Below are 11,950 nucleotides of genomic sequence, written 5' to 3'. Positions count from 1 at the left end.
TGCGCCATGCCGATGCAGGCTACGAGATTGCCGTGGAAGCGTCCAAGCGCCATGGTCTCAACCTGCCGATGGTCCGCTGAGAGCATTTTGCTCATATTCAGAGTTATCACTTTCCCGTGCAATGTAGTGAGCTGAGCTGGACCTCGTCTCCTTGCTTCGGCACAGAACTATCAGTGCATTGCTTTTTCGCAACCTTGCTTATCAAACGTTAGAGGATCCTATGAGTTCGCCAATCTACATGCACTATCTGAATCATCTCGACGTTCAGGCTCTTGAGATGACTGACGCGGAAATCGTCGCGGCAGTGGAGCAGGGTTTGATCGCACAGGGACGCGGTGAGACCACCATCGAACCACGCATGCATCTGGTTCCAGAGAAAGACTACCCGGGTCACTTCAATGTCCTGCGCGGCTACATCAGACCTCTTGGCATTGCTGGGGTTAAGGTGGTTGGCGATTTCTACCGCAACTATGAAGTGAACCTACCTTCTGAATTGGCGCTTCTGAATCTGTTCGATCCCAAGACTGGCGTGCCCGTGGCCACCATAGACGCATCGGATTTGACCGACATGCGCACTGGAGCCATTACGGCGCTAGGTGCAAAGTACTTGGCCCGTAAGCACTCCAAGATTCTTGGCCATGTAGGGGCGCGTGGCACTTCATACTGGAATGTGCGCCTGTTGGACTCCATCTTCAACTTCGAAGAGATCCGTGTACATTCTCGTCGTCCTGAAAGCCGGAACTCCTTTGCGGAACGTCTGGAGCGGGATCTGGGCAAGAAGATCACGGTGACCGAGGATTGGGAGTCCTGTGTGCGCGATGCCGATATCGTCGTAGAAGCCTCTCGCCTGGACAAACCCACGCCTATGCTCAAGACCGAATGGATCAAGAAAGGTGCCTGCGTTATCCCCTACGGCACGATGAGCGCCGTTGAGTTGTCGCTCACCGACATCATGGACAAGATGGTGATGGATGACTGGGGTCAGGCCAAGGCCGGCCCACTGGGGGCGCTACGCGCGCATGTGGACAGCGGCCGTTTGAGCGAAAAGAACCTGCATGCCGAACTCGGCCAGATCGTAGCTGGCCTTAAACCAGGCCGCGAAAGCGATGACGAGACTAATCTGTTCTGGCATCGTGGGCTATCGCTATCTGATATCGCTCTTGGTCATTCCATGCTGGAGAAGGCTCGCGCGCGTGGCCTGGGTCAGCAGTTGCGCTTCCGCTGAGCGCCAGGAGAAGGATATGACGCTAATTGCCAATGCGCGCATGTACTCCGTAGGAGAACAGGCCGCAGCCGACTGGAAGCAGTTGATGGCCTGGGTGCTAAAGCAGGCGCAACTAGAGTGGGATGTGATCGACTACCCCGCACCAGCGCCGCTATCAGAACTGTGGGCGCGTTCCGATCTGGGTCTAGTCATGATGTGCGGCTTGCCGTTTTCTATGCATGATCATCGCCCTGAAATCATTGCTGCACCAGTACCTGTGGCCGATCGCTACGGCCGGCGGCCGGTGTACTTCACCGATATTGTGATCCGGGCGGACAGCCAATGGCAAACATTAGAAGACAGCTTCGGCGGCATATTGGGATTCACGCTTGAGGACTCCATGTCGGGCGGTGTAGCTCTGCGCCACCATCTGGCGCCACTTAGGGCCCAACGTGGCAGCCGGTTGTATCGGAAGGCTGAAGGCGGACTGGTGAATGCTCGTGGTGTCATTGATGCGCTCATTGCTGGACGCATCGACGTAGGACCACTCGACAGTTACTACCACGAATTGCTGCAAAGCTACGAGCCCGACTATGCCAGCCAGGTCCGCACCATTGCAACCACGCAGGCTTTTCCCATTCCACCACTGATCGCTACTGCTGAGTTGAATCCTGAACAGCTTAAACGCCTGCAGGCAGCACTATCCTCCACGGCAAGTGCCCCAGAAGTGGCTGGGCTCATGAAGCGCTTGCTCATCACTGGATTTACTGTGCCGTTGGCAAGCGATTACGACTCCCTTGCTACGTTGGCCCGCCAACCACTGCCCCATTTCGAGGACATCTGATGAACATACTACGCCGACATCTTCTTACCATGGCCACCTTCGCAGTTGCCTTGGGGGCTACGCTAGAAGCGTATGCATCTGGCTATCCCGAAAGGCCTATTCGCATCGTTGTTCCCTTTGCTCCAGGAGGTCCTGCCGATGTTTTGGCGCGCCTTATCGGACAGGAAATTAATAGCCCGCTTGGGCAGCCGCTCATTGTGGACAACAAGGCGGGAGCAGCGGGCAATATAGGCGTTTCGCAAATCGCAAAGGCGACACCTGACGGCTATAACATCGGTGTGGTTCCCATAGGCAACGTGGCTGTTAACCCAGCACTATATTCAAGTCTGCCTTACAAACCATCCGAGTTAATCCCGATCGTCATGCTGGGGTCCGTGGAAAACGTGTTGGTGGTGAACAGCGCAGTAGCAGCGCGAACAGTAAAAGAATTGCAAGCACTCGCTGCTGCCAAACCTACGGCGGTGAGTTTCTCTTCCGCAGGCGCTGGCAGTCAAGCGCATCTGGCAGGTGAACTGCTTGCACAGGAGTTGCATGTGCAACTCACACATATACCGTACAAAGGGTTGGGCCCTGCACTCAACGATGTGGTGAGTGGTCAAGTCACCATGATGTTCGGACCACTTTCTGCAGTACAACCCTTCGTGAAGAGCGGCAAACTCAAAGCCATTGGCGTGGCCACACCCCAGCGTTCAAAGTCTTGGCCCGAATTACCAACATTGGCGGAACAAGGGCTAGCACAATTTGAAGCAGTGTCCTGGTATGCGCTGATGGCACCTGCGGGTACACCTAAGGCCGTTATCGATCGCTTGAATGTCGAAGTAAACAAAGCGCTTACACAGAACAGTGTGCGGCAACGGGTACGGAGTCTGGGCTTTGAACCAGGAGGCGGAACGCCTCAGGAACTGAGTGCCAACATTGATCGTGAATCCATACGTTGGACCTCATTAGTTCGCCAGAAGGGCCTAACGGTAGATTAAATCGTACTATGCATCCACTTTTCCAGCCCTGTGAAGTGGACTTACCGTTCGGCATGGTAGACATGCCTAGTCTATCTTTTTGAGCCTAGGAGGCAGTCCAAAGATAGACCGGGTATGTCTACCCACCTGGGTGGCAGTCCAGTATGACGATACGGATTGCTCATGCATGAAGCATTGAGGCCGACTGCAACGCCAAGACAACAGGTAGTCCAGCCTGAGTCAGATGTGACATTCACTTCATCACCGAGAGCACCAAGGCCCCAAACTGTGCGGCCGTTGCTGACAGCGGGCGGCCTTTGCGTGTGATCAGGTAAATGGGCGGGACCCGGATAGGCATCTCCAGCGAAAGTGCTCTCAGATTGCCCAGTCGGCCGTAGTGCTCCGCCAACGATGCTGGCATGACTGCCACCATGTCGGAAACCTCCAGCAATGCGGTGGTCACCACCGTAGAAGCCGTCTCTGTAGTGTTCATCAGTGTGGTGATACCCGCCTCGTGAATAGCTTGGTCAAAACGCGTCCGCTGCGGCGATCCCACTGGCTGAACCACCCAGTGCGCAGCCACCAGATCCGCCAGCCCCAGACTACTGCGTTTGAGCAGCGGATGGCCGTTGCGGACTACAGCCACCAAAGCCTCTTCCAGCAATGCCTGGAAGACATAGTCCGAGTGAGCATGCATACTGGTGAGACGCCCAAACACCAGATCTACCTCCGCACGCTCAAGCTGCTGGATGATCACATTGCTGATGTCCACCGTCACGCTCACGCTCACCTGCGGATGACGGCGCTTGTATTCCACTAGTGCCGGTGCCACCAATTGCGGCACAGCTCCCGGTACACAGCCAATGCGCACACTGCCCTGCAGGCCCGATTGCAAGGCCGCGATCTCCTCCCTCGCCACACTAAAGTCATTCAACACTGTGCGCGCATAGCGCACCAGCACCTCGCCGGCGGCCGTAGCCGCCATCCCACGCGGATGACGCTCGAACAAGGTCACGCCCAAGGCATCTTCAGCCTGCTGCAGCAGCTTAGTGGCCGCCGGCTGGCTCATTCCCAAGGAACTGGCGGCGCGGCCTAAATTGCGCTCGATACCCAGTAAGCGAATGAGCAACAACTGCCGCATCCGCAAACGCAGAAACAAAGAAGTGTCGGACAGGGACATGACACGGGCGATACATATACAAAAACATATGCATTATCGACAAAATTCGATTGGATTGGAATGAACGTAAACCGTAACCTCTCAGGCGAAAACACAGGAGACAAAACGATGAAAGCTCTTTCCAGCATCCTAGCTGCGGCACTGAGCCTCAGCCTGCCGTCCCAGGCGCCGGCACAGTCAACCAATGGCTACCCCGCCAAGCCGGTACGCATCTTGGTCGGATCACCTCCAGGCGGCGGCACCGACATCTTGGCTCGTCTGGTAGCCGAAAAGCTGGGGGCAGACCTAAGGCAGTCCTTTATCGTGGAAAACCGCCCGGGCGCCTCCAACACCATCGCCGCCGATATCACCGCACGCGCCGAAAAGGATGGACTCACATTGTTGCTAGCCACCACCACGGCCCAGGCAATTGCCCCGCACCTCCTTAAGCTCAAGTTCGATCCGCTCAAGGACCTCCAGCCCATCGGCATGGTGGCCACCGTACCCAACGTACTGGTGGTCCCGACAAATTCGCCCTACAAGAGCCCTCAGGAACTAGCCGAGGCCCTGCGTAGCAAGCCAGGCCAGCTCAAGTACGCATCCTCCGGAGTGGGCAGCACCCAGCATGTGGGCGGCGCCGCATTCGCGCTCGCCACAAAGAGTCAAGCCATCCACGTGCCCTACAAGGGCAGTTCGCAGGCCCACATGGACTTACTCGGTGGCCAGCTCGATTTCATGTTCGACACCCTGACGTCAGCCTTGGGACAGATCCGGGCCACCAAGCTCAAGCCGCTCGCCGTGAGTTCGCCGCAGCGCTCGAGCAATCTTCCCAACGTCCCAACACTTGACGAACTGGGCATCCACGGTGCGAACGTCACCACATGGTACGCGCTCTATACAACAGGCGGCACACCAGAACCGGTCGTGACCAAACTAAACGCTGCACTGAACAAGGTTCTGGCATCGCCAGACTCGCAGGCACGCATCAAAGCCCTCGGCGGCACGGCCGACGCCACCAGCGTCAGCGATTTCGCCAAGTTCAACAAAGAAGAGTTCGACCGTTACGGCAAGCTAGTTGCCAGCACCGGACTCAAGGCCGAATGACCAAAGAGGAAGCAATTTCCATGACCGCACCATCCACCTTCCGTCTACCCACCCTCGCCGTCCTGCTAGGAGATCCTGCAGGCATCGGCCCAGAAATGGCGGCCAAGCTACTAGCACGCGACGAAAACCGCGAACGTGCGCAACTGCTTATTGTCGGCGACCGCATTATCTGGGATGACGCCCAGCGCATCGCGAACGTGCAAGTTCCCACAGTTACAGTGTCCTCGCTGGACGACATCACCTTCGAAGCAGGCCATGTGTCGCTGCTGGACCTCGATGTGCTGCAAGGCCAGTTACCGGAACGCGGCGTCTGCAGCGAAGCCGCGGGTCGCGCTACCTTCCTCGCCATGGAAAAGGCCATCGACCTGTGCCGCGAAGACATCTGCCATGGCATTTTGTTCGCGCCCTTCAACAAGCATTCTCTACGGCTCGGCGGCCTGCAGGCCGAAGATGAGCTGCGCCACATGCAGGAACGCTTCGGGGTGGAAGACTTCGTGTGCGAATTCAACATCGCAGAGCGCCTGTGGACATCACGCGTCACGTCCCATGTTCCCATCCGCGAAGTCGCACAGCACATCAGTCGTGAAGGTGTGGTGGCAGCGGTGCGCATTATCGATCATGCCTTAAAACAGGCTGGCGTGGAAACACCGCGCATCGCCGTCTGCGGCCTCAATCCGCACGCAGGCGATGGTGGATCCATCGGGAGCGAAGAGATCGACACCATCGCGCCCGCCATCGGCGATGCCAGGACGGCCGGCATGCATGCACTCGGCCCATTTCCCTCGGACACCGTGTTCATCGCTGCTCGCCGTGGCGACTTCGATGCAGTGGTCTGCATGTACCACGATCAAGGCCAGATCGCCATGAAACTCATGGGCTTTGATCAAGGGGTGACATCGCATGGCGGGCTGCCCGTGCCCGTAGCCACGTCGGCCAGTGGCAGCGCCTTCGACATCGCCGGCCAAGGCAAGGCCAACGTGCATGGACTTCAGCGCGCATTTGACCTGTGCACACGCATGGCTAGCCATGGGCGTGAAAAGCTCGTCGTCGCCTGAGCGCACTCCACCATCAAGAATAGGAGCGTCTATGCGCATTGCATTTTTGGGAACAGGCCTCATGGGGGCGCACCAAGTACGCCGCCTGCTTGGCGCGGGCCACCAGGTCACCGTCTGGAACCGTAGCCGGGACAAGGCGCTAGCGTTGAAAACGGATGGCGCCGTCGTCTCCCCCACGCCAGCCCAAGCCGTTGTGCACGCCGACGCTGTCTTCACCATGCTAGAAAACGGCGGTGTTCTGGAGCAGGTGCTTTTTGAGGACGGTGTCGCTAGTGCCCTACAGCAAACCAGCGCTGGCGCGGTGGTGGTGGACACCAGCTCCATCAAACCCGCAGAGGCGCGTGCGCATGCCAGCCGACTCCAGGCTATGGGCATTCGGCATCTGGACGCACCGGTTTCTGGTGGTGTGGAGGCTGCCGAAAACGGCAGGCTCGCCATCATGGTGGGCGGTGATGCGCAGGACTTCGCGCAGATGCAGCACGTCCTTCAAGCCATGGGCCGCGCCACGCATGTGGGCCCCCACGGCGCGGGGCAAATCGCAAAGCTAGCCAATCAAATGATTGTGGCGGTGAATATCGCAGCCGTGGCCGAGGCGCTTCAACTGGCTGCAGCGGGCGGCGCCGATGCCGCCAAGGTGCGCGACGCGATCCGTGGCGGGTTCGCAGAAAGCCGCGTACTCGACCTGCATGGGCAACGCATGGTGGACGGTGACTTCACCACTCGTGCCCGCGCAACCATGCAGCTGAAAGACCTACGCAATGCGCTTGAAGTTGCTGATGCGTGTGCCTTTACTGCGCCCACCACGCAAGCCGTCACTCACTTGTTTGAAGCGCTTGTCGAACGCGAAGGCGAGGTCGACCACAGCGGTCTATGGCTTCAGATTCAGCATCTGAACGCCGACCACCATCCCAGCAGAGAAGCCGCCTGACGCACAGCCCTCCAACACTCATCACCCTACGAAAATGACTGACTCCCCAAAAAAACTGCGCAGCCGCGCCTGGTTCGAGCGCCAGGACAAAATGGGTTTCTACTACCGCTCCTGGCTCAAGAACAGCGGCATTCCACAGGACCAGTTCGACGGCAGGCCTGTCATTGGCATCTGTAATACCTGGTCGGAGCTGACCCCCTGCAACTCACACTTCCGCGAGATCGCGGAGCATGTGCGCCGGGGTGTACTCGATGCAGGCGGCTTTCCGCTGGAGTTCCCCGTACTTTCGCTGGGCGAGACCATGATGCGTCCTACCGCCATGCTGTATCGCAATCTCGCCTCCATGGATGTGGAAGAGGCCGTTCGCGCCAACCCGCTCGACGGCGTGGTACTGCTCATGGGCTGCGACAAGACAACTCCGGCGCTGCTCATGGGCGCGGCAAGCGTCAATCTGCCAACTATCGGCGTCTCCGGCGGACCGATGCTACGCGGCTACTATGAAGGTCGCATGGTTGGATCGGGCACCAACACGATCTCTATGAGCGAGCAACTGCGGGCAGGAAGCATCACGCTCGACCAGTTCCACGAAGCAGAGGCCGCGATGAATCGATCGCACGGCCACTGCATGACCATGGGCACTGCATCCACCATGGCTTGCCTGGTGGAAGCGCTGGGCGTAGGCATGCCCGGCAATGCTGCAATTCCAGCTGTGGATGCACGTCGCAACGTGCTCGCACGCGAAGCTGGGCGGCGCATTGTGACCATGGTGCACGAAGACGTCACGCTCGACCGACTTCTCACGCGCGAAGCCTTCGAGAACGCTATCCGCACCACAGCTGCTATTGGCGGATCGACCAATGCCGTCGTGCACCTGCTGGCACTGGCGCGGCGCGTGGGCGTCCCGCTCACGCTCGACGACTGGGATTACCTGGGTCGAGATGTGCACTGCCTCGTGAACCTCATGCCCTCGGGTCAGTATCTGATGGAGGATTTCTTCGAAGCGGGGGGTCTGCCCGCCGTGCTACAGCAACTGCACCAGCGTGGTCTGCTGCATGGCGACGCACCCACAGCTAACGGCAAGACCCAAGCTGAGAACATAGGGAACGCCACAAACTGGCGCCCCGAAGTCATCCACTCACTGGACGAGCCTTTCAAGAGCGACGCTGGCATGGCCGTGCTCAGGGGGAATCTCGCGCCCAACGGGGCCATCATCAAGCCATCGGCGGCATCACCTCACCTGCTTCGACATACGGGCCGGGCAGTGGTGTTCCCCTCCATCGAAGACCTGCACGCGCGCATCAACGATGAATCGCTGGAGATCGACGAAAACAGCATCATGGTGCTGCAAAACTGCGGCCCCAAGGGATACCCCGGCATGGCCGAGGTAGGCAATATGCCTCTTCCGCCGAAGCTGCTTCGCAAGGGCATAACCGACCTGATCCGCATATCCGATGCGCGTATGTCAGGCACAGCCTATGGCACTGTGGTGCTCCATGTTTCTCCAGAAGCATCCATTGGCGGACCGCTGGCCCTGGTGCACACCGGCGACCTAGTGCGACTCGACGTGCCGGAGCGCGCGCTGGAGCTGCTCGTGGATGAAGACGAGCTCGCCCGTCGCCGCGCTGCGTGGAAGGCCCCTGAGCCCCACGCCGACCGCGGCTATGTGAAGCTGTATCTGGATCACGTCACCCAGGCGCACGAGGGTGCCGATCTGGACTTCCTGGTGGGTTGCAGCGGAGCGCGAGTGCCTCGCGACAACCACTGATCTCAGCCCAACAGATGCACCCTCACCACAAAGTCTGTACCAAGGCCGCACAGGAGACAGGCCTTGCTCGAGTACACCAACGCGCCGCCATCGCACCGGCGCCCTCTCTAGGCAGGCGTCGCACCACAAGCCTTGGCTACCGCCCTGCCCTCCACTGCACAAGACAACCCCAGCAAACCAATGAGCTACGTGGTAGGCGGGAGGCCGTACTGCATAACAACGCCATGCATATCTACCGGCTGAACACATTATTGAATTGAAAGGACTCCGTCGTGCAACACAAACTCAAGGCCGCCATCATCGGCAGCGGCAATATCGGCACTGATCTAATGATCAAGATCCTGCGCCACGGCAAAAACATCGAGATGGGCGCCATGGTCGGCATCGATCCCAACTCCGACGGTCTCGCGCGTGCCTCTCGCATGGGCGTGGCCACCACCCACGAAGGCGTGCAAGGCCTCACGCGCATGCCCGAGTTTGCAGAGATCGACTTTGTGTTCGATGCCACCAGCGCCGGCGCACATGTGAAGAATGATGCCTTCTTGCGCAGTCTCAAGCCCAGCATCCGCATGATCGACCTGACGCCGGCGGCCATCGGCCCGTATTGCATTCCTGTGGTCAACGGCGACATGCATCTGGACGCGCCGAATGTGAACATGGTCACCTGCGGCGGCCAGGCCACCATCCCCATGGTGGCCGCAGTCTCTCGTGTGGCCAAGGTGCACTACGGCGAAATCATTGCCTCGATTGCTAGCAAGAGTGCCGGCCCCGGCACCCGCGCCAACATCGACGAGTTCACCGAAACCACGTCCAAGGCGATCGAGGTCGTGGGCGGCGCCACCAAGGGCAAGGCCATCATCATCATGAACCCGGCCGAGCCGCCCCTGATCATGCGCGACACGGTCTACACCCTGAGCGAGTTGGCCGACGAGGCAGCGATTGCCGAGTCGGTGGAGCGCATGGCTGCCGCTGTTCAGTCCTACGTCCCGGGCTACCGTTTGAAGCAGAAGGTGCAGTTCGACCGTATCGACACCCCGATCCGCATCCCCGGCGTAGGCGATGCCCTCACGGGCCTGAAAACCTCGATCTTTCTGGAGGTCGAGGGTGCGGCCCACTATCTGCCCGCTTACGCCGGCAACCTGGACATCATGACCAGCGCCGGCCTGCGCACCGCCGAGCATATGGCCGAGCGCATGCTGGCGACGCTCGCCGTGGCCGCCTGAGGAGACGACACACCATGACGCAAACCAAGAAAATCTACATCTCCGACGTGACCCTGCGCGACGGCAGCCACGCCATTCGTCACCAGTACAGCGTGGAGCAGGCCAGGCAGATCGCTCAGGCCCTGGATGAGGCCCGGGTCGACTCGATCGAGGTCGCCCACGGCGACGGCCTGCAAGGCTCCAGCTTCAACTACGGCTTTGGTGCCCATACCGACCTGGAGTGGATAGAGGCCGTGGCCAGCGTGGTCAAGCACGCCAAGATCACCACCTTGCTGCTGCCGGGCATTGGCACCGTCCACGACCTCAAGGCCGCCTACGAAGCCGGTGTACGCGTGGTGCGGGTGGCGACCCACTGCACCGAAGCCGACGTGTCCAAACAGCATATTGAATATGCGCGTCATCTGGGCATGGAAGCCGTGGGCTTTCTGATGATGAGCCATATGACCTCGCCCAAGACGCTGGCTGAACAGGCCAAGCTGATGGAGAGCTATGGCGCTACATGCTGCTATGTCGTGGACTCCGGCGGTGCGCTGGGCATGAACGATGTGCGCGATCGCTTCAAGGCCTTCAAGGACATCCTCAAGCCGGAAACCCAGACCGGCATGCATGCCCACCACAACCTGAGCCTGGGCGTGGCCAACTCCATCGTGGCGGTGGAAGAGGGCTGCGACCGCGTGGATGCAAGCCTGGCCGGCATGGGCGCGGGCGCCGGCAATGCTCCGCTGGAAGTGTTCATCGCAGCCGCAGAGCGCCTGGGCTGGAACCACGGCACGGATCTCTACAAGCTCATGGATGCGGCCGACGACATCGTGCGCCCGCTGCAAGACCGTCCGGTACGCGTGGACCGCGAGACGCTGGCCTTGGGCTATGCCGGGGTTTACAGCTCGTTCCTGCGTCACGCTGAAGTGGCTGCCACCAAATACGGACTCAAGGCCGTGGACATCCTTGTGGAGTTGGGCAAGCGCCGCATGGTCGGGGGACAGGAAGACATGATCGTAGATGTGGCCTTGGATCTGTTAAAGCGATTGCCTACATCTTCTGCCGCCCAAGCCGTTCCAGTACATAGTGGTTCGGCCGGATCACAGAATTAATTTTGATTGACGACATGGTCGATTAGGAGAGGTCCTAAGTAGGCCAAACAACACAGACATCGCTAACTAAAAGGGCGAACACCTAGTTTGACGCCCCCTTTCAGACATCGAGACAACCTCGATGCCTGAAAGCCTAACGAAATAGCGGTCGTTGAGGTTCGCACAAACCATGCCCTCACGAGGATACCGCCCAGTGATTCATTTACCCTTCACCAGCGCAAGCCAGCAACACCTTGCAGAAGGTGTTCGAAGGCAAGGTCTTTCACACGATGATCAATGCGACCCGCTATTAACTCAACGGCCGTATAGAACCGCCAAGATACATGACTAAGAGCTAGCAAAAAGAGCTCACTCCATAAGTTCAAACGCTCGCTGCGCCCTCCTGCGTAGAACAAGCAGAAGGCCCTTGATCGAAGGGTTCACGCAGTCAACAAGAACTTGCTCAAGACTTTGAAGACATTGCCTTACGGTCAGAGCACCTCCTGCTTCAAATCCCCCACATCACGCACTTATTGCGCGGAGATATCGCATGCCAACAAATTTCCCCCAACCTCCCCAACGCATAGGCATTCCGCGGGAAACATTCCCGTTGGAAAAGCGCGTGGCCACCGTGCCCGATGT

The 11,950-nt window shown here is 59.0% G+C and carries 10 protein-coding genes; 9 read left to right on the top strand and 1 reads right to left on the bottom strand.

The window, feature by feature from the left end; translation table 11 throughout:
* The first annotated feature begins 220 nt into the window (after nt 1-220).
* Genes P353_RS22005 through P353_RS21995 form a run of 3 tightly spaced genes read left to right on the top strand, consistent with a single transcriptional unit; the run spans nt 221 to nt 3,025 of the window.
* Nucleotides 221-1,225, top strand: coding sequence for an ornithine cyclodeaminase family protein (locus tag P353_RS22005; protein ID WP_034374575.1), 1,005 nt, complete (start codon nt 221-223; stop codon nt 1,223-1,225).
* A 16-nt stretch (nt 1,226-1,241) separates the two neighbouring features.
* Nucleotides 1,242-2,048 carry a phosphate/phosphite/phosphonate ABC transporter substrate-binding protein gene (locus P353_RS22000; RefSeq protein ID WP_034374581.1) on the top strand — a complete coding sequence of 269 codons (807 nt, stop codon included), beginning with the start codon at nt 1,242-1,244 and terminating at the stop codon, nt 2,046-2,048.
* Entirely contained in the window at nt 2,048-3,025 is a 978-nt protein-coding gene (locus tag P353_RS21995) for a Bug family tripartite tricarboxylate transporter substrate binding protein (protein ID WP_034374574.1), read from the top strand. Before P353_RS22000 ends, P353_RS21995 begins: the two co-directional genes overlap by 1 nt.
* A gap of 232 nt (nt 3,026-3,257) precedes the next feature.
* Here P353_RS21995 and P353_RS21990 read toward each other — a convergent pair whose 3' ends face one another.
* Nucleotides 3,258-4,184: a LysR family transcriptional regulator gene (locus P353_RS21990; RefSeq protein ID WP_034374572.1), complete on the bottom strand. Its 927-nt coding sequence runs from the start codon at nt 4,182-4,184 to the stop codon at nt 3,258-3,260.
* A 60-nt stretch (nt 4,185-4,244) separates the two neighbouring features.
* On the opposite strand from P353_RS21990, the gene P353_RS21985 reads away from it, so the two are divergent.
* The 6 genes from P353_RS21985 (at nt 4,245) to dmpG (ending at nt 11,329) form a co-directional block, all read left to right on the top strand.
* Nucleotides 4,245-5,267 carry a Bug family tripartite tricarboxylate transporter substrate binding protein gene (locus P353_RS21985; RefSeq protein WP_232776806.1) on the top strand — a complete coding sequence of 341 codons (1,023 nt, stop codon included), beginning with the start codon at nt 4,245-4,247 and terminating at the stop codon, nt 5,265-5,267.
* A gap of 20 nt (nt 5,268-5,287) precedes the next feature.
* Entirely contained in the window at nt 5,288-6,322 is a 1,035-nt protein-coding gene (locus tag P353_RS21980) for a 4-hydroxythreonine-4-phosphate dehydrogenase PdxA (RefSeq protein WP_034374579.1), read from the top strand.
* Between the two features lie 31 nt (nt 6,323-6,353).
* Entirely contained in the window at nt 6,354-7,250 is an 897-nt protein-coding gene (locus tag P353_RS21975; RefSeq protein WP_034374568.1) for an NAD(P)-dependent oxidoreductase, read from the top strand.
* Nucleotides 7,251-7,284: 34 nt separating this feature from the next.
* A complete protein-coding gene (locus tag P353_RS21970; protein WP_034374565.1) occupies nt 7,285-9,015 on the top strand; it encodes an IlvD/Edd family dehydratase in 1,731 nt (576 codons plus the stop codon).
* Between the two features lie 272 nt (nt 9,016-9,287).
* Nucleotides 9,288-10,238, top strand: coding sequence for an acetaldehyde dehydrogenase (acetylating) (locus tag P353_RS21965; RefSeq protein ID WP_034374563.1), 951 nt, complete (start codon nt 9,288-9,290; stop codon nt 10,236-10,238).
* A gap of 14 nt (nt 10,239-10,252) precedes the next feature.
* Nucleotides 10,253-11,329 (top strand): 4-hydroxy-2-oxovalerate aldolase, encoded by a 1,077-nt coding sequence (gene dmpG, locus P353_RS21960; RefSeq protein ID WP_052084974.1) that lies wholly within the window; start codon nt 10,253-10,255, stop codon nt 11,327-11,329.
* Nucleotides 11,330-11,950 lie beyond the last annotated feature (621 nt).

The sequence above is a fragment of the Comamonas testosteroni genome (assembly GCF_000761245.1).
GTDB classification, from domain to species: domain Bacteria; phylum Pseudomonadota; class Gammaproteobacteria; order Burkholderiales; family Burkholderiaceae_C; genus Comamonas; species Comamonas testosteroni_C.
This window is presented reverse-complemented; position numbering and strand designations above follow the sequence as displayed.